Origin of the sequence: Phenylobacterium sp. Root1290 (assembly GCF_001425305.1) — a bacterium.
Taxonomy (GTDB): Bacteria; Pseudomonadota; Alphaproteobacteria; order Caulobacterales; family Caulobacteraceae; genus Phenylobacterium.
Window position 1 is genome coordinate 1,525,740 of the sequence record NZ_LMEE01000001.1, and the last position, 22,294, is coordinate 1,548,033.

Below are 22,294 nucleotides of genomic sequence, written 5' to 3' on the forward strand. Positions count from 1 at the left end.
ACGCCTGACACAGCATGCGGGATTATTACGATATCCTCGGCGTGGACCGGGGCGCGGACGAAGCCGCGCTCAAGGCCTCATTCCGTAAGCTCGCGATGGAGCATCACCCCGACCGGAACGGCGGGTGTGAGGAAGCCTCCGGCCGGTTCAAGGAGATCAACGAGGCCTATTCGGTCCTCTCCGATCCCCAGAAGCGCGCGGCCTACGACCGCTTCGGCCATGCCGGCGTGAACGGCGCGGCCGGCGGCGGTGGCGGCGGGGGCCAGTTCCACGACGTGAACGACATCTTCAACGAGGTGTTCGGCGACGTCTTCGGCGACATGTTCGGCGGCCGCGGCCGCCAGCGCAGCGGCCCGGCCCGCGGCCAGGACCTGCGCTACGACCTGGAGATCACCCTTGAGCAGGCCTACGCCGGCTCAGAGGTCGAGATCACGGTTCCGGCCTCTATCAACTGCGAGACCTGCGACGGCTCCGGCGCGCGTCCGGGCACCAGCCCGACCGTCTGCGGCGGTTGCGGCGGCGCGGGGCGCGTGCGCGCCAGCCAGGGTTTCTTCTCGATCGAGCGGGCCTGCCCGCGCTGCGGCGGCTCCGGCCGCCTGGTGCTGGACCCCTGCGAGGACTGTCACGGCCATGGCCAGGTGCGCAAGCAGCGCACCCTGCAGGTCCGGATCCCGGCCGGCGTCGACGACGGCGCGCGCATTCGCCTGGCCGGCGAGGGCGACGCCGGAGCCCGCGGCGGTCCGCGTGGCGATCTCTACATCTTCCTGTCGGTGAGGCCGCACGACCTGTTCGACCGCGACGGCCTGGACCTGCTCTGCACCGTGCCGGTGCCGATGGCGGTGGCGGCTCTGGGCGGCGAGATCGAAGCTCCGTGCTTGCTGGGCGGCGACAACTGCGACGGCGCCTGCCGGATCGAGGTCAAGGTGCCGGAAGGCTCGCAGACCGGCCGCACCGTGCGGCTCAAGGGCAAGGGCATGCCGTCCCTGCGCTCTCGCGACCGCGGCGACCTTGTGGTCGAGCTGTTCGTCGAGACGCCGACCAAGCTGACGGCCCGCCAGAAGGAGCTGATGCGAGAGTTTGTCGACATCTGCGGCGAGCAGCAGCATCCGAAGTCGGCCAACTTCATCGGCAAGGCCAAGCAGTTCTGGGAAGACGTCACGGGCGGCTAAGGTCGTCGCGCACCGCTTCCGCCCAGGCTATCAACGGCAGATGACCGCACCAGTCGAAGCAGTCGAGAAACGTGACGGCCGACGCGAGCGCGCGGTCGCCAGCCGAGCGCGCATCCTCGAAGCCATGGTCGACCTGATCCAGGCCGGCGAGGTCCAGCCCTCCGCAGAGGCTGTCGCGGGCCGCGCCGGCGTCGGCGTGCGCACGGTCTTTCGGCTGTTCAACGACGTCGAAGGCCTGCATCGCGGCCTGCAGCAGGTCATGGATGAGCGGTTGGCCCCGATCTATGACGAGCCGATCCGCGGCACGCTGGCCGAGCGGCTCGACCTGCTGGTCGCGCGGCGCGCGGTGGTGTTCGAGAAGCTCGCCAGGGCCAAGGCGTTCGCCGACGCCAACCGTTCGCGCTCGCCCAGCCTGACCGCCGGCCACCAGGCCTTCGTACGTCGCCAGCGCGAACTGCTGCTGCGCCATCTCGAAGGCGTCGCACCGACCGCCGGGGACCTGCTCGAGGCGCTCGACCTGGCGCTGAGCTTCGATGTCTGGCGGCGGCTGCGCGAGGATCAGGGCCTTTCCGTCGAGGACGCCCAGCGCGTGGTCGGGGGCATGGCCCGCTCGGTCGTGGCGACGATGAAGCCCTAGCTGCGAGCCAGGACGCCGATGTCGGCCCAGCGATAGCTGACTTCGTAGGTGACGCCGCCGGGGCCGGGTTCGCGCCGCGGCGCCTCGGCCTGGCCGCCAAGATGCTCATAGAACTGCCGTGCCGGGATGTTGTCGCGCAGCACCGACAGCATGAGCGACGTCGCTCCGTTCGCCGCGAACACTCGGGCCATGCTGGCGAGCAACTCGCGACCGACGCCGCGGCCCTGCGCCGACTTCAGCACGTAGAGCGTCATCACCTCCGCCTCGCCGGGGCGCCGGGTCCGCGAGGGTCCGCCTGAGGCGTAGCCGATCAGGCGCGTGCGGTCGGCGGCGGCCAGGGTCGCATCGTGCTCGCCAGGCTGCACAAGCCCCGTCCGGAAGCGGCGGGCGTAGACCGGGATCGACATACGCGACAGGTAGGAGTCCGGCAGCAGCCCCTGATAGGTCTCCCGCCACGAGGTGATGTGCACGCGCGCCAGGTCCTCGGCGTCGTCTGGTCCGGCGGGGAAGATCACGTGCTGCAAGGGCGGCTCCTGACTTAGCCACAGCTTGGAAGTCGCAGGCCGTTGTTCAAGGGGCCCTCACGCGGCTGTCAGGGGCTGACGGAACGCGCGGACCCCATTAGCTTCCGCGAACCCATGAACGCTCCGACCCCCGCCATTCCCGATCCGACCGGCGCCACGCCGGTCATGGCCCAGTTCTTCGAGGCCAAGTCCCGCCAGCCCGATGCGCTGGTGTTCTTCCGCATGGGCGACTTCTACGAGCTGTTCTTCGAGGACGCCGAGAAGGCGGCCGCCGCGCTGAGCATCACGCTTACCGCGCGGGGCAATCATGGCGGTGCGCCGATCCCGATGTGCGGGGTGCCGGTGCACGCGGCCGAGGCCTATCTCGCCAAGTTGGTCCGCGCCGGCTTCAAGGTCGCGCTGTGCGAACAGATGGAGGACCCGGCCGAGGCCAAGAAGCGCGGCTCCAAGTCCGTCGTCCGTCGCGACGTCGTCCGCGTCGTCACCCCCGGCACGCTGACCGAGGACGGCCTGTTGGACGCCCGCGGCTCCAACCGTCTCGCCGCTGTTGCGGTCCGCGGCGGCGCGGCCGCGGTCGCCAGCGTCGAGCTCTCCACCGGCGAGGTCGAGTGCATGGCGCTGTCGCGTGACAGCCTGGCCTCGGCCCTGGCGGCGCTCGGTCCGTCCGAGACTCTGGTCCCCGACCGGCTGTTCGCCGACGAGACCCTGACCGAGACGTTCAAGTCGGCCGGTGGCTTGATCCAGCCGATGCCGTCGGCGCTCTCCGAACCCTCGGCCTCCGAGGCCCGGCTGAAGCGGCTCTACGGCGTCGAGACCCTGGACGGTTTCGGCGAACTGACCGGGGCCGAGGTTTCCGCCCTCGGCCTGATCGCCGCCCATCTGGAAACCACTCAGGCTGGCCGCCTGCCGGCCCTGACCGCGCCGCGCCGGGCTGGCGAGGCCGATGTCATGTCGATCGACCCGGCGACCCGCACGAGCCTGGAGATCGAGAAGAGCACCTCCGGTTCGCGCGACGGCTCGCTGCTGGGCGCCATCGACCGCACGATCACCGCGCCTGGCGCCCGCCTGCTGGCCGCGCGTCTGGCGCGCCCGCTGCTCGATCCTGCCGCCATCGACGCGCGGCTCGACGCCATCGAGTGGTTCTGTGAGCGCCGTCCCCTGCGCGCCAAGCTGCGAGAACAATTGCGCAGCATGGGCGACATGGCCCGCGCGCTGTCGCGTCTGGCGCTGGGCCGCGGCGGCCCGCGCGATCTCGGTTGCCTCAAGAGCGGCTTGGCCGGCGGGGAAGCGATCTTCGGCCTGTTCGCGGCGCCCGAGCCGCTTGATCCGGCTCCGGCCGAGATCAGCCGCGCCCTGGCGGCGCTGCACCCCGGCGCCGATCGCGACCTGGCCGAGTTCCGCCGCATGCTGGCCGAGGGACTGGGCGACGACCTCCCGGCTCAGGCCCGCGATGGCGGCTTCGTCGCCGCCGGCGTCCGCGCGGAGCTGGACCAGGCGCGCGCCCTGCGCGACGACAGCCGCAAGGTGATCCTGCAGCTCGAGGCGCGCCTGGCCGCCGAGAGCGGAGTCGCCCTGAAGATCCGCCACAACGCCGTGCTCGGCTACTTCGTCGAGACCACCGCCAAGGCGGCCGACCCGCTGATGAGCCCGCCGCTCAACGCCACCTTCATCCACCGCCAGACCCTGGCCAACCAGGTCCGCTTCACGACTGTGGAGCTGGCCGAGCTCGACGCCCGCATCGCCCAGGCGGCCGAGCGCGCCCTGGCGATGGAGGTCGCGACCTTCGAGGCCTGGCGCGAGGCTGCGATCCGTATCGCCCCGGCGATCCAGGCCGCCGCCGAGGGCGCCGCGCGGCTCGACGTCGCTGCCGGCCTGGCCGAGTGGGCCGATGACGTCGGCGCCGCCCGCCCGGTCGTCGACCGCTCCACGGCCTTCGAGGCGCAGGCCGCGCGCCATCCGGTGGTCGAGGCGGCGGTCAAGCGTGCCGGCGATCCCTACACCCCCAACGACTGCCGGCTGGACGGCGCCGGCGTGACCGGGGCGCGGCTCTCGATCGTCACCGGCCCGAACATGGCCGGTAAGTCGACTTTCCTGCGCCAGAACGCCCTGCTGGTGGTGCTCGCTCAGGCCGGTTGCTACGTGCCGGCCAAGGCTCTGCGCATCGGCGTCGTAGACCGGCTGTTCAGCCGCGTCGGGGCCGGCGACGACCTGGCCCGCGGGCGCTCGACCTTCATGGCCGAGATGGTCGAGACCGCCGCCATCCTGACCCAGGCGACGCCGCGCTCGCTGGTGATCCTCGACGAGATCGGCCGCGGCACCGCCACCTATGACGGCCTGGCCATCGCCTGGGCCTGCGCCGAGGCGCTGCACGAGACCAACCGCTGCCGCGGCCTGTTCGCGACCCACTACCACGAGCTTGCGGTGCTCGAGGATCGGCTGGCGCACGTCTCCAACCTGTCGCTGAAGGCCAAGGAGTGGAGCGGCGACCTGATCTTCCTGCACGAGGCGGGACCCGGCCCGGCCGACCGCTCCTATGGCGTCCAGGTCGCCAAGCTGGCGGGCGTGCCGCCGGCGGTCGTGGTCCGCGCCCGCGAGGTGCTGGACCGCCTGGAACGCGAGGCCGGCGCGCCAGCGCACCTGGAAGACCTGCCGCTGTTCGCCGCCCACGTCGCCGAGCCGGAGCAGGCCTTCGGACCCAGCCCGGTCGAGGAGGCGCTCAAGGGCTTCGACCTCGACGGCATGAGCCCGCGCGAGGCGATGGCGGCCCTCTACAGCCTGAAAGAGCTGATGCGTTGAAGGCGCTGATGGTCGATGTCGACGGGGTGATCGTCGTCCATCCCGACCCCAAGGGCTGGGCCGCGAACCTGGAGCGCGACCTTGGCCTCAGCATCAAGGACCTGCAGGAGAAGTTCTTCGCGCCGAACTTCCACGACATCGTCCATGGCCGCGTCGCCCTGCGTGACCGGCTGGCGCCGGTGCTGGCGCAGATCGCCCCGCACCTGAGCTGCGACCAGCTCTGCGCCTATTGGTTCGAGAACGACAGCCACCTGGACCAGGGCCTGCTGGACCAGCTCGCCGCCCTGCGCGCCCAAGGCGTGAAGCTGCATCTCGCCACCGTGCAGGAGCACGAGCGCGCCGCCTACCTGTGGAATGACATGGGCCTGAAGGACCGGTTCGACGCCATCCACTACGCCGCAGATCTTGGCCACGCCAAGCCGGCCGACGGCTTCTACGCCGAGATCGAAGCGCGCACCGGTTTCGCCCCGGCCGACCTGTTCTTCATCGACGACAAGACCGCCAATGTCGAAGCTGCTCGCGCCCGCGGCTGGAAGGCGGCGGTCTGGACCGGCCGCGAGCGGCTGGCCGACCTGATCGCCCAGGCCTAGGCCGCGCGGCGGGCGACGCTGGCCGGGCTCGCCAGGCGGAACCGCCCGATCAGCTGCGACAGGTTCTGCGCCTCGCGCGCCAGGTCGGCGGCGGCGTTGGCGGTTTCCAGCACCATGCCGGCGTTCTGCTGGGTGACGCGGTCCATCTCGTTGACCGCCGAGTTCACCTGGCCCAGTCCCACGGCCTGTTCCTGGGTCGATCCGGAGATGTCGGCGACCAGGTCATGCACCTCGGTCACGCGGCCGACGATGCGGCCCAGCGCCTCGCCTGTCTCGCCGACCAGGTTCACCCCCTGACTGACCTGTTCGCTCGAGGCGCTGATCAGCGTCTTGATTTCCTTGGCCGCCTCGGCCGAGCGCTGGGCCAGGGCCCGCACTTCGGAGGCGACGACGGCAAAGCCGCGCCCGGCCTCGCCAGCCCGCGCAGCCTCGACCCCGGCGTTCAGGGCCAGCAGATTGGTCTGGAAGGCGATCTCGTCGATCACGCCGATGATCTGGCTGATCTGCTTGGACGAGTCCTCGATCTGGCCCATGGCCGAAATGGCGGCCTCCACCACCGGGGCGCTGGTCTCGGCCTCCTTGCGGGCGTCGGAGACGGCGCTGGAGGTCTGGCGGGCCGTCTCGGCGGCGCGGCGCACGGTGACCGTGATCTCCTCGACCGCCGCGGCCGTCTCCTCCAGGCTGGCGGCCTGGTTCTCGGTCCGGCGGGCGAGATCTTCACCGGAGGTCTTCAGCTGACCGACCGTGGCGGTCACGGCGGAGACGGAGTCGACCACCGCGGCGATCGCGCCGTGCAGTTCGCCGACCGCACCGTTGAAGTCGTCGCGCAGCTGGGCGTAGTCGCCCGACAGCGGCGTCTCGATCCGGCTGGTGAGGTCGCCGCGAGCCAGTCCCGACAGCGCTCCGGCCAGGCTGCGGACCACGGTCGCCTGTTCGGCGGCGGCCCGGGCCCGCTCGGCCTCGGCCTTCGCACGGTCGTTCTCGGCGGCCTCGAAATAGACATCCAGCACCAGGCTCATGTCCAGCATGGCGCCCTTGATCAGCGCCGAGAGGGTCTCGGCCAGCTCGGCGTTCTTGGCCTTGGCACCGAAGCCCTTGGCGCCTTTCTCGGCGATGACCGAGCGCACCAGCTGCTCGAGCACCAGCGCGTAGCCGCCGATGTACCAGCGCGGCTCCAGCCCGATCCTGGCGTGCACGGCGCCGATGGTCTGCACCGACTTGGCGTAGTCGGCGGTGAACTCGGCGGAGGCGATGCCCTGCCAGTGACGCAGCTGGGCGTTCTGGGCCTTGGTGATGTGGCCGTCGTCGCGGAAGTGGACGCGGGTTTCCGGCGTCGCGCGGACCTGCGCGTAAAAGTGGTTCAGCGCGGCGGGCAGCTTCTCTGCGATCACGGGCTGAGCGTCGCGCAGCGCCTTGCGGGTCTGCGGGGTGACCTGCATGAACTCCAGACGTCCGTCCAGGCCGTTACCCGTCATGACCCACTCCACCTACACGACTTCGCCGCAGTCCTGGCGGGCTGTGGTTAAGGATGGGTAAGCAGTTTCCCTTTCGGGCCCCGTCTTCGCCGCCGAGGCCTTAAACTGAAGCTTGGCGCGGCGCTCTACCTGCGGTCGGAGCGAATCTCGGGCGCCCGTGATATCCCAAACGCCTGGAGCAGCTTTCGACTTGGCGCTGGCCGCGGGCCCGTTGAGAGGAGAGGATGCCGCAACACCCGTAAGTGATTATATCCCCTCCATGCCGCCTCGCCTTCGCCCTACCCGCCTGGAATACGTCGTCGACGGCGTGCGTCTGCGAGCGCAGCTGTCCGCCGCAGCCCTCGACGCCGCCGGCGACGAGTTGGAGCAGCGCCGCCGGGCGCTGGAAATCCTCAAGCAGGCCCTGTTCCGCGGTCGGATGATCGCCAAGGAGCGGCTTGAGAACGGCGCCGGCGGCATCGAGACTGCGCGGCTGCTGTCGGGCGTCACCGACGAGGTCGTCACGGCCCTCTATGATTTCACCACCGTCCACGTGTTCCGGGCCCGAAACCCGACCGAGGGCGAGCGCCTGGCCCTGATGGCGGTCGGCGGCTATGGGCGCGGCACGCTGGCGCCGTTCTCGGATCTCGATCTGCTGTTCCTGCGGCCCTACAAGCAGACCGCCCACACCGAGAGCGTGATCGAGTACATGCTCTACGCCTTGTGGGACCTCGGCTTCAAAGTCGGCCATGCCTCGCGGACCATCGAGGAGTGCGTCAAGCTCTCCCGCGAAGACTATACGATCCGCACCTCGATCCTGGAGGCGCGCCAGCTCAGCGGCGACACCGCCCTGGCCGAGGATCTGATGCAGCGTTTCCGCAACGAGGTGGTCAAGGGCACGGCCGCCCAGTTCGTCGCCGCCAAGCTCAAGGAACGCGACATCCGTCAGGAGCGGGCCGGCGCCAGCCGCTATCTGGTCGAGCCCAATGTGAAGGAAGGCAAGGGGGGGCTGCGCGACCTCAACACCCTGTTCTGGATCGCCCAGTACCTGCACCCGGTCAGCCACGTCGACGGCTTCGTCCAGCTCGACATGTTCGACCGCAAGGAGGTCGCGGTCTTCATCAAGGCGTTCGACTTCCTCTGGGCCGTGCGTTGCCACCTGCACTTCGCCACCGGCCGCCCGGAAGAGCGCCTGACCTTCGATCTGCAGCCCGAGATCGCCCGGCGAATGGGATACGGCGACCGCGGCGACGCGCCGGCGGTCGAGCGGTTCATGCGCCGCTACTTCCTGATCGCCAAGGAGGTCGGCGCCCTGACCCGGGTGTTCGCCGCCAAGCTCGAGGCCGAACAGATCAAGCAGGAGCCCAAGGGGCTGTCGCGGCTGCTGCCTGGACATCGCAAGACCAAGCGCAAGAAGCTCGACCCTGGATTCCATGAGGAGGGCGGGCGTCTCAACATCGACGGGCCGCAGATCTTCGAGGCCGATCCGATCAACATGCTGCGCCTGTTCCGGCTGGCCGATCAGCGCGACCTCGACCTGCACCCCGACGCCTTCACCGCCGCCAGCCGCTGCGCCAGCCTGATCGGCTCCAAGGTGCGCCGCGATCCGGCGGCGGCCAAGGTCTTCCTCGACATCCTCGCCCATGGCCGCGATCCGCAGCGGACGCTGTCGATGATGAACGAGGCAGACGTCCTGGGCCGCTTCATCCCCGAATGGGGGCGGATCGTCGCCCAGATGCAGTTCAACATGTACCACTCGTACACGGTGGACGAGCACACCCTGCGGGCCGTCGGCGTGATCGCCGACATCGCCAACGGCCGGTTCGCCGAAGACCACCCGCTGTCGACCGCGATCATGCCGCTGATCGACGATCGCGAGGCGCTGTTCCTCGCCATGCTGCTGCACGACACCGGCAAGGGCGGGGCAGGGGGCCAGGAGAAGGCCGGCGCCCGTGCCGCGCGCTCGGCGTGCGAACGGCTCGGCCTCGACCGCAAGCGCATCGAGATGGTCGCCTGGCTGGTCGAGCATCACCTGGTGATGAGCGACTACGCCCAGAAGCGCGACGTCTCCGATCCACGCACCGTCGCCGACTTCGCCCGCATCGTCGAAACGCCCGAGCGCCTGCGCCTGTTGCTGGTGCTGACCGTCGCCGACATCCGCGCCGTCGGCCCCGGGGTCTGGAACGGCTGGAAGGGCCAGCTGATGCGCGAGCTGTACGGCGCGACCGAGGCGGTGTTCCGCGGCGGTCGCGGCTCCGACGCCGCCGCAGCCATCCGCCGTTATCACGAGAACGCCGCCTATGACGCGCGGGTGCGGCTGATCGCGGCCGACCCCTCGGCCACCGACTGGGTGCAGTCGATGGAGGACGCCTATTTCACCTCGTTCTCCGACGCAGAGATCCTCGTCCATGCGAAGCTGGGGCGCCAGGCGGCCGAGACAGGCGCCGCCGCCGAGGGTCACATCCGCAGCGGCCTGAACGCGTCCGAGGTGGTGATCGCCGCCCCTGACCGCTCGCGGCTGTTCGTCAATCTGGCCACCACCGTCACCGCGGCGGGCGCCAACATCGTCGGCGCGCGGGTGTTCACCTCCCGGCAGGGCCAGGCGCTCGACGTGTTCTTCGTCCAGGACGCGACCGGCGCGGCCTACGGCGGCGACAATCCACGCATGCTGAGCAAGCTCGCCGATGCGCTGGCCGGGGCCGGCCGCGGCGAAACCACCAAGGGCGAGCCGCGCCGGGTCTCCGACTTCGGACGCGCCGCCGCCTTCACCATCACCCCGACGGTCATGCTCGACAACGAGGCCTCGGAAGCCTCCACCGTGGTCGAAGCGTCGGGCCGCGACCGTCCCGGCCTGCTGGTGGCGCTGGCGCGCAACATCGCCGACGCCGGGCTGTCCATCCTGTCGGCCCACATCGACAACTACGGGGAGCGCGCCGTCGACGCCTTCTACGTGACCGAGCGCGACGGCGGAAAGCTGACCGATCCCAAGCGGATGGCGGCGCTGAAGGCCGACATGATGGCGTCGCTGGTCGAGGTTGAAGCCGCCGCGCCCAAGCCGCGGGCGAACCTGCAAAAGGCCCGCGCCAGCGTCGCGCGCTGACGCGCCGGCTTGACCGGCGCGGCGGCGCAGGCGCACACAAACCCCGTGACCGCGCAAGCCGCCCCTGCCGCCAAAAGCGGATTGATCCGCTCTTCCCTGCTGCTGTCGGGCCTGACCCTGATCAGCAGGTTCATGGGTCTTGCACGCGATCTCGTGCTGACCGCGCGGCTGGGCGCCAGCGCGACCATCGCCGCCGACGCCTACTATACGGCGCTCGCCTTCCCGAACCTGTTCCGGCGGATCTTCGCCGAGGGGGCGTTCTCCTCGGCCTTCATCCCCTCTTACACAAAGACCCTGACCGGCGAGGGCCAGGCCGAGGCCGACCGTATCGCCTCCGACGCCCTGGCCACCCTCGCGGCGGCGACGATCGTCATCACCCTGGCCGCCCAGCTGGCCATGCCGTGGCTGATGTACGTGATCAATCCGGGCTACGCCTCGGACCCGGCCAAGTTCAAGCTGGCGATCGTGCTGACCCAGATCAGCATGCCCTATCTGCCCTGCATGGCGATCGGGGCCTTGCTGTCGGGGGTGCTCAACGCCCACCGCCGTTTCATCATCACCGGGATCTTCCCGACCATTCTCAACTTGGTGATGCTGATCGCGGTCATCCCCCAGGACGACCCGATCCTCGCGGCCTACGCCGCCTCGATCGCCATTCCGATCGCCGGCGTCTTTCAGGCCGCCCTGCTCTGGTGGGGCGCGCGCAAGTGCGGCGCCCACATCCGGCTGCGCTGGCCGACCCTCACACCGGAGATCAAGGCCCTGATCTCGCTGGCCATCCCCGGCGCCATCGCCGCCAGCGCCGTCCAGATCAACATCTTCATTTCCGGCATTCTCGCCTCGCAGGTCGCCGGCGGCCGCGCCTGGACCGAGGTCGCCGCGCGCCTCTATCAACTGCCGCTCGGCCTGATCGGCGTGGCGGTCAGCGTCGCCCTGCTGCCGCGGCTTTCCAGCGCCATCCAGGCCGGCGACCATGACGACGCCCAGGGCGCGACCGACCAGGCGGTGATCTTTTCGCTGGCGCTGACGGCGCCCGCCGCCGCCGCCCTGGTCGCCATGCCGTTCTTCCTGATCGACGGCCTGTTCACGCGAGGGGTCTTCACCGTCGCCGACGCGCGCGAGACGGGTTGGATCCTGCTCAACTACGGCTGGGGCGTCCCGGCCTTCGTGCTTGCCCGCGTGCTGCAGCCGGCGTTCTTCGCCCGCGCCGACACCCGCGCGCCGATGCGCTTCGGCCTGATCTCCGTGGCCGTCAACATCGTGCTCGGCCTGGCCCTGTTCCAGGTCATCGGGGTCAAGGGCATCGCCGCATCGACCAGCGCGGCGGCCTGGATCAACGTACTGCAGATGGTGCTGCTGCTGGCCAAGCGGGGCGACTACGCGCCGACCAAGGCGGCCTGGAGCCGCATCGCCCGCATCGTCGCGGCGAGCACCGTCTTCGGCGGTCTGCTCGCCTACGCCTCCTACCAGCGCGCCTGGATCGAGGCGCCGCTCGAAGGCTTCCGCTTCATCGGCCTGGGCGCCAAGGAGATCGCCGTGCTGTCGGTGGCCGCTGTCGGGGTGGCGGTCTACGGGCTTTTGCTGCTGGCGTTCCGGGGCATCACCGTCACCGAGATCAAGGCCGCCTTGCGCCGCCGGCCGGGCGACACGGCGGTCCCCGTCGATCTCTGACGGGCTTGCGGGAAGAGGCTCCAGGCCTTATTCGCTCAGCCATGGCATGCGGACGAAACACGTGGCGATGGCGTAGCGCCTGATCCCCGCCTTCCCGGCGCGCTTTCGCGCGTCTGCCTGTTCTCTTCTGCAAGAAGCCGATCCCGATGACTGATCAAACTCCCCCCGCCTACAGCGGTCCCCAACGCGTGCTGTCCGGCGTCCAGCCGTCCGGCGCCCTGCACCTTGGCAACTATCTCGGCGCGCTGGTGAAGTTCGCCCGCCTCCAGCACGAGGTGGAGACCTTCATCTTCGTGGCCGACTTGCACGCGATCACCGTGTGGCAGGATCCCAAGCTGCTGGCCGGCCAGGTGCGCGAGATCACCGCCGCCTACCTCGCCTCGGGCCTGGACCCCAAGGTTGCGACGATCTTCCCGCAGTCGGCGGTGCCCGAGCACGCCGAGCTGGCCTGGATCTTCAACTGCGTCGCCCGCCTCGGCTGGCTCGACCGGATGACCCAGTTCAAGGAGAAGTCTGGCAAGCACAAGGAGCGCTCGAGCGTCGGCCTCTACACCTATCCGGTGCTGCAGGCGGCCGACATCCTGCTCTACAAGGCGACCCAGGTGCCGGTTGGCGACGACCAGCGCCAGCACCTGGAGCTGACCCGCGACGTGGCCGCGAAGTTCAACCACGACTTCGAGGTTCCGGGCTATTTCCCGCTGCCCGACGCCCTGACCCAGGGCCCAGGCGCGCGCATCATGTCGCTGCGCGACGGCGCGGCGAAGATGAGCAAGTCCGATCCCTCGGACAACTCGCGGCTCAACCTGCTCGACGACGCCGACACGATCGCCCAGAAGGTCCGCAAGGCCAAGACCGACCCTGAGCCGCTGCCGGAGACCCTCGAGGAGCTCAAGGCGCGCCCCGAGGCCGAGAACCTGGTCGGCGTCTACGCCGCGCTCGACGGTCGCACGTCGGCGGAAGTGCTGGCCGAATTCGCTGGCCAGGGCTTCGGCTCGTTCAAGCCGAAGCTGGCCGACCTTGCGGTCGCCAAGCTTGGTCCCGTCAGCGGCGAGATGCGCCGGCTGATGGCCGATCCGGCCGAGATCGACCGGGTCCTGGCGTCCGGCGCCGAGCGCGCCCGCGCCGCCGCGGCCCCGACCCTGGCCGAGGTCCGCAAGATCGTCGGCTTCTGGGGCGCCTGATCTGATCTGCTCATCCCGGCGCTGCCTGGGATGAGCGGTTTCAGTTGCCTTGCGCCCGATTTCCGCGCCACCGTCCGCCGCATGAGCCAACGCAAGTTCCTCGTCATCGCCGACGACAGCCCGGAGTTTCAGGCCGCGCTGCGCTTCGCCTGCCGCCGCGCGCGCTCGACCGGCGGCCACGTGGCGCTGCTGCGGGTGATCGAGCCGGCGGTGTTCGAGCACTGGAGCGGCGTGCGCGAGGAAATCGAACGCCAGGCCCGCGATGAAGCCGAGGCGGTGCTGCACAAGATGGCCGAGTTCGTCATCGCCGAGACCGGCATGCCGCCAGAGTTCATCATCATGCACGCCGAGAGCACCCGCACGGCTCTGCGCAAGGTCATTTCCGAGGATCCCGACATCAAGATCCTGGTGCTGGCCTCCTCGGTCGGCGGGCGGGGGCCCGGTCCGCTGGTGTCGTCCATCGCCAAGGACGGCGTGAAGTGGGGGACCCGCAAGCTGCCGGTGACGGTGGTGCCCGGCGACCTCACCGACGACGAGATCGCCGATCTCGCCTGACAATCGCGCCGCGCTTGCGATTCCTCATCCAAAACGCCACATCTGACGCATGTTCATCCAGACCGAAGCCACCCCGAACCCCGAGGTTCTGAAGTTCCTTCCCGGCCGCGAGGTCCTCGCCGAGGGCTCGCGCGATTTCCGGGACGCGGACGAGGCGCAGGTTTCGCCGCTGGCGGCGGACCTGTTCGACATCGACGGCGTCACCCGCGTGTTCTTCGGGTCCGACTTCGTGACGGTCGGCAAGGACCCCGATCAGGACTGGCCGCTGCTGAAGGCGCCGATCCTGGCGGCGATCATGGATCACTTCACCTCGGGACGGCCGTTGTTCGTCGAGAGCGCAGCCGAGGCCGGCGGCCATGACGATGCGGTCTACGAGGGCGAAACCGCTCAGATCGTGTCCGAGATCAAGGATCTGCTCGACACCCGCATCCGCCCGGCCGTGGCCCAGGACGGCGGCGACATCCTGTTCAACCGCTTCGACGCCGACACCGGCGTGGTCTGGCTGCACATGCGCGGCGCCTGTTCGGGCTGCCCGTCCTCCTCGGCGACCCTGAAGGCCGGGGTCGAGAACATGCTCAAGCACTATGTGCCCGAGGTCACCCGGGTCGAGCAGACGCTCTAGGCGCATTTCGTGGGGGCGATCCGAACCTTGGTGCTGGCGCTGCTGGGCGCCGGCGTGCTGGCTGCGCCCGCCGCCGCCAGCGAGGACGACTGGCCGGTGCTGAAGGGCGCGCGGCTCGAGGGCCTGCGGCCCTGGGGCGCCTTCGCCGTCTATCGCGCCGACCGCAGCGTCACCGGCGTCTCGCTCTATCTGCGCGGCGCCGAGGCCATCGCCCGCCGGGTCGAAACCCGCGACGGCGCCGATGCGGCCGTCACCTGGGCCACCTCCAAGTCCTGCACGTCGCTGACGCCGGTCCTGGCCGAGCTCGAGGCGCTGCCGGCCCCGCGCATCGAGGTTCCCGGCGTCGGCCGCAATCCGCCGACCCCCGCCTTGTCGGCCAACAGCGACAGCTATCTGCTCTGGGCCGAGGACGCCCGCTTCGCCGCCGCGCCCTATCCGGTGCAGATCGAGGTGCGCGGCGAGGGCGGTTCGCCGATGGCCGCCTGGGTCGAGACGAGCCTGCGCCGCGTCGCCGCCTGCTGGGGCCCGACCCAGCCGTGATCATCCTGGCGATCGACACCTGCCTGTTCGCCTGCTCGGCGGCGGTGGTCGAGGACGGCGTCGTGCACGCCGCCCGGGTCGAGCCGATGAGCCGCGGCCACCAGGAGCGCCTCGCCCCGCTGGTCGCCGAGGTCATGGCCCAGGCCGGCATCGCCTTCGACCGGCTGGACCGAATCGCCGTCACCGTCGGCCCGGGCTCGTTCACAGGCCTGCGCGTCGGCCTGGCCTTCGCCAAGGGCCTGTCGGCGGCGCTGGGGATCCCCGCGGTCGGCGTCGGCTCGCTGGAGGCGCTCGCCCAACCCCACAACGGCCGCGTCTTCGCGGTCCTCGACGCCAAGCGCGGCCAGGTCTACCTGCAGGCCTTCGCCGACGGCGTCGCGGTCAGCGCGCCGGACGCCCTGCCGATCGAGACCGCCGCCGCCCGCCTGGCCGAACTGGCGCCCGATCTGCTGGTCGGGACCGGCGCGGCGCTGCTGGCCGACATGCGTCCCTCGGCCAGGGTCATGGCCATCGACCATGCCGACCCCGCCGCCGTCGCCGCGCTCGCCGCCGCCCGTGCGCCGATCCCGCCGCGTCCACTCTATCTGCGCGCGCCCGACGCCAAGCTGCCGGGCGGCAAGAGCCTGCCGCAATGAAGCTGCGCGGCGCCTGGTCCCATGAGGCCGACGCCTTGGCGCAGGTCCACGCCGCCGCCTTCGACCACGCCTGGTCGGCGCCCGAGATCGCGCAGCTGCTGGACGGTCCCGGCGGCTTCGCCCTGCTGGTCGAGACCGATCAGCCGCTCGCCTTCATCCTCTGCCGCGCCATCGCCGGCGAGGCGGAGATTCTCACCCTGGCGGTGACGCCCGCCGCCCGCCGCCGCGGCCTGGCCCGCGCGCTGGTCGATGCGGCGGCCGGCGCGGCCCGCATGGCCGGGGCCGAGGCGCTGTTCCTGGAAGTCGCGCACGACAACGTCCCGGCGCTCGGACTCTATGAGGCGACAGGCTTTTCGCGGGCCGGACTGCGGCGCGGCTACTATGATCGCGGGGCCGCCGGCGCCGCTGATGCGGTTGTTATGCGTCTCGACCTTGGCCGCGCGGCCTAGTCGCCCTATCCTTGCGGCGAGTTGATTTCCGAGGAGACTGTCGTGGATCGCATCGAAAGCCTCTGCGTCGAGAAGGGCATGCGCATGACCGAGCAGCGTCGCGTGATCGCGCGCGTGCTGTCGGCCGCCCATGACCACCCTGATGTGGAAGAGCTGTACCGCCGCTCCCACGAGGTCGATCCCCATATCTCGATCGCCACCGTCTACCGCACGGTGCGGCTGTTCGAGGAAGCCGGCATCATCGCCCGCCACGACTTCCGCGACGGCCGCTCGCGCTACGAGGAGGCCACCGAGGTCCACCACGACCACCTGATCGACATGAAGTCGGGCAAGGTCGTCGAGTTCGTGGACGAGGAGATCGAAGCCCTGCAGGAGGCGATCGCCCGCAAGCTTGGCTACAAGCTCGTCGATCACCGGCTGGAACTCTACGGCGTTCCGCTGGAGGACTAGGGGGCTTGGCGCTCCGCGCCCGCCGGTCCGAAAACTTGCGTGGGCGCGCTCGCAACCCCATAACGCCGGGATGACCGCTTCCGCGCCTCCCAAGCGCCTCTACATCAAGACCTACGGCTGTCAGATGAATGTCTATGACAGCGAGCGCATGGCCGACGTCCTTGCGCCGCTGGGCTATGGCATGACCTCGACGCCCGAGGACGCCGATCTGGTCGTCCTCAACACCTGCCACATCCGCGAGAAGGCGACCGAGAAGGTCTATTCCGAGCTTGGCCAGATCAAGCTGATGAAGCAGGCCCGCGCACAGGCCGGGGCCAAGATGACCATCGCCGTGGCCGGCTGCGTCGCCCAGGCCGAGGGCGAGCAGATCATGCTGCGCCAGCCGGCCGTCGATCTGGTGGTCGGGCCGCAGGCCTATCACCAGCTGCCCGAGCTGATCGCCCGCGCCCACCGGGCCCGCGGCGAGCGGCTCGCCGCCGACTTCGCCGCCGACGAGAAGTTCGACGCCCTGCCGGTCGAGCGCAATCCGGAGGGGGTGACCGCCTTCCTCACCGTCCAGGAAGGCTGCGACAAGTTCTGCACCTTCTGCGTCGTGCCCTACACGCGCGGCGGCGAGTGGTCGCGCCCGGTCGACGCCGTCCTGGCGGAGGCTCGCGACCTGGCCGCCAAGGGCGTGCGCGAGGTCACCCTGCTGGGCCAGAACGTCAACGCCTATGCGGGTGAAGGCGGCCTCTCCGGCTTGGCGCGCCAGCTGGCGAAGATCGAGGGCCTGGACCGCATCCGCTACACCACCAGCCACCCGGCTGACATGGACGAGGCGCTGATCGCCGCCCATGCCGAACTGCCGCAGCTGATGCCCTACCTGCACCTGCCGGTGCAGGCCGGCTCCGACAAGATCCTCAAGGCGATGAACCGCGCCCACACGGCCGAGAGCTACCTGCGCCTGGTCGAGAAGATCCGCGCCGCGCGTCCCGACATCGCCATGTCCGGCGACTTCATCGTCGGCTTCCCGGGCGAACGCGACGCCGACTTCGAGGCGACCCTGCAGCTGGTGCGCGAGGTGGGCTACGCCGCGTCGTTCACCTTCAAGTACTCGCGCCGCCCCGGCACCCCGGCCGCCGCCCTGCCGGGCCAGGTGGCCGAAGAGGTCAAGGAAGAGCGCCTCGCCCGCCTCAACGCCCTGATCGACGAGCAACAGCGCGCCTTCAACGCCGCCCAGGTCGGCAAGGTGCTGCCGGTGCTGTTCGAAAAGCCCGGCCGCCACCCCGGCCAGCTCTCGGGCCGCAGCCCCTATCTTCAGGCCGTGCACGTCGACGGCCCCGAGCGGCTGATCGGCCAGATCGTCCCGGTGCGCATCGACGTGGCCCACAAGATGAGCCTCGGCGGCGTGCTGGAAATGGAGACCGCGTGAGCCGCCCTGAGTACATCCCGCTTTCCGACGCCGCGGCCCGCGCGGTGGCCGGCGCCGCCAGCCGCCACGCCGCCCTGATCGAGGACGCGTTCAACGTCCTGATCGAGACCCCCGGCGGCGGCGTTTCCATCAGCGGCGACGCCAAGTCCCGCGCCGGCGCCAAGCTTGTGGTCGCCGCCCTGGCCGCGCAGGCCGATTCCGGCGGCGAGATCACCGAGGCCGACGTCCGGGTCGCGATCGGCAATGCGCGCGCCGGGACCGGCAAGTCGCCCGCCGGGCTGCCGTCCGGCCGCCGCGGCCAGGTGGCGCCGCGCACCCCTGGCCAGGCGCGCTATCTCGACGCCCTCAACAAGTGCGAGCTGGTGTTTGGGCTCGGTCCCGCCGGCACCGGCAAGACCTTCCTCGCCGTCGCGCATGGCGCGGGCCTGCTGCTGCGCGGCGAGGTCGACCGCTTGATCGTCAGCCGCCCGGCGGTCGAGGCCGGCGAGCGCCTCGGCTTCCTGCCCGGCGACCTGACCGAGAAGGTCGATCCCTACATGGCCCCGGTCTGGGAGGCGCTGACCGACATCCTCGGCGCCGAGCAGTTCCGCCGCCGCCGTGAGAAGGGCGAGATCGAGGTCGCCCCGATCGCCTTTCTGCGCGGCCGCACGCTCAGCCACGCCTTCGTCATCGTCGACGAGGCGCAGAACACCACCCGCCTGCAGATGAAGATGGTCCTGACCCGGATCGGCGAGGGCTCGCGCATGGCCGTCACCGGCGACCCGAGCCAGATCGACCTGGTCAACGCCGCCGATTCCGGTCTGGCCCACGCGGTCGGCCTGCTCGAGGGCGTCAAGGGCGTGGGCGTCAATCGCTTCGCGGTCGAGGACATCGTGCGCCACCCGATGGTCGAGCGTATCGTGCGCGCCTACGACGCGGACGCGGCCAAGAGCGGACGAGCGATTTGATCGACATCGAGATCGAGGACGAGGCCTGGGCCGTAGCGGCGCCGCAGGCCGAGGACCTGGTCGAGGCGGCCGTGGTCGCCACGCTCGGCCAGATCGACTTCGACGGCGGCGGCGTGACCGTGCTGCTGACCGATGACGAGAGCGTCCGCGACCTCAACGCCCGCTTCCGCGGCAAGGACTATGCGACCAATGTCCTGTCCTTCCCCGCGCCGCAGAATCCCGAGGGCCATCTGGGCGATATCGCCTTGGCTTTCGGCGTCTGCGCGCGCGAAGCAACCGAACAGGGCAAGCCGCTGGCTCACCACCTGCAGCATCTGGTGGCGCATGGCGTTCTGCATCTTGTAGGATACGATCACGAGATCGACGCCGAGGCCGAACACATGGAAGGCCTGGAGCGCGTCATCCTGGCCGGGCTCGGGGTTCCTGACCCCTACGCGGCTGAGCAGGGAGACCATGACTAACTCTACGGACGATATATCCAGTCCGCCGGAACCTCCCAGTAGAAGCCGTGGGATTCGGGCGTTTTTTCGCAGACTTCGCGCCTCGGGCGGGCGTGAAACGCCAATCGCGTCAGGGCTGACGCCGGCGCCCAACGGCCTTGTCGAGCAGGCCGCTGCGTTCCAGACCATGCGGGTCTCCGATGTCATGACGCCCCGCGTCGACATCGTCGCGGTCGAGCTTTCCACTCCCTTCGCCGAGGTCGTCGAGCTGTTCGCCGAGTCCGAGCACAGCCGGATGCCGATCTATCGCGAGACGCTCGACGATCCGGTGGGCGTCATCCACGTGAAGGACATCTTCAAGCTGCTGGCCGGGCGCGGGCGCCGCCCCGGTCCCTCCGACCTGGTGCTGCAGAAGCTCCGGCGCGACGCGCTCTATGTCCCCGGCTCCATGCGGGCCGCGGACCTGCTGCTGCGGATGCAGGCCGAGCGCACCCACATGGCCATGGTCATCGACGAGTTCGGCGGCACCGACGGACTGGTGAGCATGGAGGATCTTGTCGAGGCGGTGGTCGGCGAGATCGACGACGAGCATGACGAGGCCGCCGTCGCGTCGATCACGCCGCGCGCCGGCGGGGTCTACGAAGTCGACGCCCGGGCCCCGCTGGAAAAGCTGGAGGCCGCCCTTGGCGAGCACCTGGCGCCCGGCGAGCTCGACGAAGAGATCGATACGGTCGGCGGACTGGTCTCGGCCCTGGCCGGTCGCGTGCCGCAGCGGGGCGAGGTGATCGCCCATCCCGCCGGCTTCGAGATCCAGGTGCTCGACTCCGACGCCCGGCGTGTGAAACGAGTACGGTTCGCACCGGTGTCCGTCCAAGAGGTCTGACCTGAAAACGCCGTCTCCCTGGCTTGCGCGATTGCTGGCGCTGGTCGCCGGCGTCGGGGCGGGTCTCGCACATCCGCCCTTCGGCCTGCTGCCGGCGCTGCTGGGCTACGCCCTGATGATGCGGATGGTCGAAACCCAGGGGCCGCGGCCGCTGCGGTCGGCCTTCTTCCGCGGCTGGCTGGCCGGGGTCGGCTACTTCGCCGTCGGCGTCTGGTGGATCACCGAGGCCTTCCTCGTCGACGCCGCCGCCCACGGCTGGATGGCCCCGTTCGCGCTGCTGTTCATGGCCGGCGGGCTGGCCCTGTTCTGGGGGCTGGCGGGACTGCTCTACCGACTGGCCGACGTGCGCGGGCCGGGCCGGGCCCTGGTCTTCGCCGCCGCCCTGGCCGCGCTGGAGTGGGTGCGGGCGCACATCTTCACCGGCTTCCCGTGGAACCTCCCCGGCGAGACCTGGCCGGCCGGCGGCGCGGTCTCGCAGTTCGCATCGGTGGTCGGACCCTATGGCCTGAGCTGGCTGACGCTCGCCCTGGCCGCCAGCTTCGCCCTGGTGCTGGATCCCGGCTCGCGGCGACGCCGGTTCGCCGCGCCGGCCCTCGCCGCCATCGTGCTGGCCGGGCTCTTTGCGTTCGGGGCGGCTCGCCTGGCCGGCGCGCCGCAGACCAGTCCCTCGGCTCCGCTGGTCCGCATCGTCCAGGCCGACATCGACCAGAAGGACAAGTGGAAGCCGGAGAACCTCGACTCCATCGTCGACGCCTATGTCACGCTCTCGCGCGGCAAGCCGGGCGACCCGGTCCCTGAGATCATCGTCTGGCCCGAGGGCGCCTTGCCCGCGGTGATCGACGACCTTCTGGCGCCGGGCAGCCCCTACGTCGCCCGCTTCGCTGCGGCGGTCGGGCCGGGCCAGACCCTGCTGCTGGGCGCCAACCGCGTGCAGGTCGGGCCGCAGGGCGACGCCGACTATTTCAACAGCCTGGTGGCCCTGCGCGGCGAGCCGAACGGCCTCAAGGTCACCGGCGTCTATGACAAGCACCGCCTGGTGCCGTTCGGCGAATTCCTGCCGTTCGGCGAGCTGGCCACCAGCCTCGGCATTCGCAGCCTGGTGCATATGCCCGAGGACTTCACCGCCGGCCCGGCGCCGCGGCCGCTGTCGCCTGAGGGCCTGCCGCCGCTGCAGCCGCTGATCTGCTACGAGGCCCTGTTCCCGCGCTTCGCCGAGAACGCCGCCAAGCGCGCCGGCGTTCGGCCGCAGTGGCTGCTCAACGTCTCCAACGACGCCTGGTTCGGCGCGACCAGCGGCCCGTGGCAGCACCTCAACATCGCCAGCTATCGCGCGATCGAGAGCGGGCTGCCGATCATCCGGGCCACGCCGACCGGCGTTTCGGCGGTGATCGACGCCCAGGGCCGGATCGTGCCGGGCGCCGAACTCGGCCTGGGAAAGTCAGGCGTGATCGACGCTCGGTTGCCGCCTCCGCGGGCGCGAACAATCTACGGTTTCATCAGCGAGACAGGCTTCGCCATGATGTTGCTCGTTTCGCTGGTCATGGTCGGAATTCGACAGTTAGATCGGCGTATTGAGCGGAATTGACGGTTTGGTCAGGTTTTTGACGCGTCAGTCGAGGCTCGTTTAGGGTGAGCCAATGTCCAAGGACCTCGACAGCGTACCGAACCCCATCGACATTCATGTCGGCCTGCGCATCCGCCTCCGTCGCAAGGAACTCGGCGTCAGCCAGGAGCGGCTGGCCGAAGCGATCGGGCTGACGTTCCAGCAGGTCCAGAAGTACGAGCGCGCGGCCAACCGCGTTTCGGCCTCGAAGCTCTACGAGATGGCGCGCGCGCTCGAGACCTCGACCGCCTACTTCTTCGAGGGCCTCGCCGACACCGCCACCATCGGCGCCGACGGCTCGCCCGGCGGCCAGGCCCACCTCCAGGCCTTCCTGCTGACGCCCGAGGGCGTCGAACTGGCCAGCGCCTTCCCGCGGATCACCCCGCCGCGCGTGCGCCGCCGGATCCTCGACCTCGTCCGCGCCATGGTCGAGGAAGACCCTTCGATCCTCGACGACTGACCGGCGCCGGCCGGTGTTTCGTGACCGTCCCGTCGCAAGATCGGGGCGGCTCCCGAGCTCTGAATTGCAATACTACCTAAAATAGACAACTTTGCCGACGCCTTACTCTGCGTTAGTGCGGCGTTCATCCTTCCCCTACGACATTCCCGCCGCGCCGCGCTCCCGGTGGAGGCGTGC

General features: G+C 70.2%; 21 protein-coding genes. 19 read left to right on the forward strand and 2 right to left on the reverse strand.

Annotated elements, in window-relative coordinates; genetic code table 11:
- Positions 1 to 14 precede the first annotated feature (14 nt).
- Together dnaJ and ASC79_RS07460 are read left to right on the forward strand one after the other, a co-directional pair.
- Entirely contained in the window at positions 15 to 1,169 is a 1,155-nt protein-coding gene (gene dnaJ / locus ASC79_RS07455) for a molecular chaperone DnaJ (protein WP_056023981.1), read from the forward strand.
- 40 nt (positions 1,170 to 1,209) lie between these two features.
- Positions 1,210 to 1,806 carry a TetR/AcrR family transcriptional regulator gene (locus ASC79_RS07460; RefSeq protein WP_056023978.1) on the forward strand — a complete coding sequence of 199 codons (597 nt, stop codon included), beginning with the start codon at positions 1,210 to 1,212 and terminating at the stop codon, positions 1,804 to 1,806.
- Here the strand turns inward: ASC79_RS07460 and ASC79_RS07465 are convergent.
- Positions 1,803 to 2,321 (reverse strand): GNAT family N-acetyltransferase, encoded by a 519-nt coding sequence (locus ASC79_RS07465; protein ID WP_235528802.1) that lies wholly within the window; start codon positions 2,319 to 2,321, stop codon positions 1,803 to 1,805. The genes ASC79_RS07460 and ASC79_RS07465 overlap by 4 nt on opposite strands.
- A 123-nt stretch (positions 2,322 to 2,444) precedes the next feature.
- On the opposite strand from ASC79_RS07465, the gene mutS reads away from it, so the two are divergent.
- Positions 2,445 to 5,126 (forward strand): DNA mismatch repair protein MutS, encoded by a 2,682-nt coding sequence (gene mutS / locus ASC79_RS21450; RefSeq protein ID WP_056023972.1) that lies wholly within the window; start codon positions 2,445 to 2,447, stop codon positions 5,124 to 5,126.
- Positions 5,123 to 5,716 carry an HAD family hydrolase gene (locus tag ASC79_RS07475; RefSeq protein ID WP_056023969.1) on the forward strand — a complete coding sequence of 198 codons (594 nt, stop codon included), beginning with the start codon at positions 5,123 to 5,125 and terminating at the stop codon, positions 5,714 to 5,716. Before mutS ends, ASC79_RS07475 begins: the two co-directional genes overlap by 4 nt.
- Here ASC79_RS07475 and ASC79_RS07480 read toward each other — a convergent pair.
- Positions 5,713 to 7,191 (reverse strand): globin-coupled sensor protein, encoded by a 1,479-nt coding sequence (locus ASC79_RS07480; RefSeq protein ID WP_156378438.1) that lies wholly within the window; start codon positions 7,189 to 7,191, stop codon positions 5,713 to 5,715. The genes ASC79_RS07475 and ASC79_RS07480 overlap by 4 nt on opposite strands.
- Before the next feature lie 259 nt (positions 7,192 to 7,450).
- Here ASC79_RS07480 and ASC79_RS07485 point away from each other — a divergent pair, with 259 nt between their 5' ends.
- From ASC79_RS07485 to ASC79_RS07555, 15 genes are all read left to right on the forward strand, one after another.
- A complete protein-coding gene (locus tag ASC79_RS07485; protein ID WP_056023966.1) occupies positions 7,451 to 10,270 on the forward strand; it encodes a [protein-PII] uridylyltransferase in 2,820 nt (939 codons plus the stop codon).
- A gap of 81 nt (positions 10,271 to 10,351) precedes the next feature.
- Positions 10,352 to 11,941: a murein biosynthesis integral membrane protein MurJ gene (murJ, locus tag ASC79_RS07490; RefSeq protein ID WP_082532044.1), complete on the forward strand. Its 1,590-nt coding sequence runs from the start codon at positions 10,352 to 10,354 to the stop codon at positions 11,939 to 11,941.
- A gap of 146 nt (positions 11,942 to 12,087) precedes the next feature.
- Complete coding sequence (gene trpS, locus ASC79_RS07495) at positions 12,088 to 13,122, forward strand: tryptophan--tRNA ligase (RefSeq protein WP_056023963.1); 1,035 nt, start codon at positions 12,088 to 12,090, stop codon at positions 13,120 to 13,122.
- 30 nt (positions 13,123 to 13,152) lie between these two features.
- Entirely contained in the window at positions 13,153 to 13,677 is a 525-nt protein-coding gene (locus ASC79_RS07500; protein ID WP_235528789.1) for a universal stress protein, read from the forward strand.
- Between the two features lie 49 nt (positions 13,678 to 13,726).
- Positions 13,727 to 14,299 carry a NifU family protein gene (locus ASC79_RS07505; RefSeq protein ID WP_056023960.1) on the forward strand — a complete coding sequence of 191 codons (573 nt, stop codon included), beginning with the start codon at positions 13,727 to 13,729 and terminating at the stop codon, positions 14,297 to 14,299.
- A 9-nt stretch (positions 14,300 to 14,308) separates the two neighbouring features.
- Positions 14,309 to 14,839, forward strand: coding sequence for a hypothetical protein (locus ASC79_RS07510; protein ID WP_156378437.1), 531 nt, complete (start codon positions 14,309 to 14,311; stop codon positions 14,837 to 14,839).
- Positions 14,839 to 15,474: a tRNA (adenosine(37)-N6)-threonylcarbamoyltransferase complex dimerization subunit type 1 TsaB gene (gene tsaB, locus ASC79_RS07515; protein ID WP_056025065.1), complete on the forward strand. Its 636-nt coding sequence runs from the start codon at positions 14,839 to 14,841 to the stop codon at positions 15,472 to 15,474. Before ASC79_RS07510 ends, tsaB begins: the two co-directional genes overlap by 1 nt.
- Complete coding sequence (locus ASC79_RS07520; RefSeq protein WP_056023951.1) at positions 15,471 to 15,923, forward strand: GNAT family N-acetyltransferase; 453 nt, start codon at positions 15,471 to 15,473, stop codon at positions 15,921 to 15,923. The genes tsaB and ASC79_RS07520 overlap by 4 nt, the downstream gene beginning before the upstream one ends.
- Before the next feature lie 42 nt (positions 15,924 to 15,965).
- A complete protein-coding gene (locus ASC79_RS07525) occupies positions 15,966 to 16,373 on the forward strand; it encodes a Fur family transcriptional regulator (protein WP_056023948.1) in 408 nt (135 codons plus the stop codon).
- A gap of 70 nt (positions 16,374 to 16,443) precedes the next feature.
- Positions 16,444 to 17,784 (forward strand): tRNA (N6-isopentenyl adenosine(37)-C2)-methylthiotransferase MiaB, encoded by a 1,341-nt coding sequence (gene miaB, locus ASC79_RS07530; RefSeq protein WP_056023945.1) that lies wholly within the window; start codon positions 16,444 to 16,446, stop codon positions 17,782 to 17,784.
- Positions 17,781 to 18,731 carry a PhoH family protein gene (locus ASC79_RS07535; RefSeq protein WP_056023942.1) on the forward strand — a complete coding sequence of 317 codons (951 nt, stop codon included), beginning with the start codon at positions 17,781 to 17,783 and terminating at the stop codon, positions 18,729 to 18,731. The genes miaB and ASC79_RS07535 overlap by 4 nt, the downstream gene beginning before the upstream one ends.
- A complete protein-coding gene (ybeY, locus tag ASC79_RS07540) occupies positions 18,728 to 19,192 on the forward strand; it encodes an rRNA maturation RNase YbeY (RefSeq protein WP_056023939.1) in 465 nt (154 codons plus the stop codon). The genes ASC79_RS07535 and ybeY overlap by 4 nt, the downstream gene beginning before the upstream one ends.
- Positions 19,185 to 20,054 (forward strand): hemolysin family protein, encoded by an 870-nt coding sequence (locus ASC79_RS07545; RefSeq protein WP_056023936.1) that lies wholly within the window; start codon positions 19,185 to 19,187, stop codon positions 20,052 to 20,054. The genes ybeY and ASC79_RS07545 overlap by 8 nt, the downstream gene beginning before the upstream one ends.
- 31 nt (positions 20,055 to 20,085) lie before the next feature.
- Entirely contained in the window at positions 20,086 to 21,639 is a 1,554-nt protein-coding gene (gene lnt / locus ASC79_RS07550) for an apolipoprotein N-acyltransferase (protein ID WP_235528788.1), read from the forward strand.
- A 52-nt stretch (positions 21,640 to 21,691) separates the two neighbouring features.
- Positions 21,692 to 22,117 carry a helix-turn-helix domain-containing protein gene (locus tag ASC79_RS07555; protein WP_056023931.1) on the forward strand — a complete coding sequence of 142 codons (426 nt, stop codon included), beginning with the start codon at positions 21,692 to 21,694 and terminating at the stop codon, positions 22,115 to 22,117.
- Positions 22,118 to 22,294: the final 177 nt, after the last annotated feature.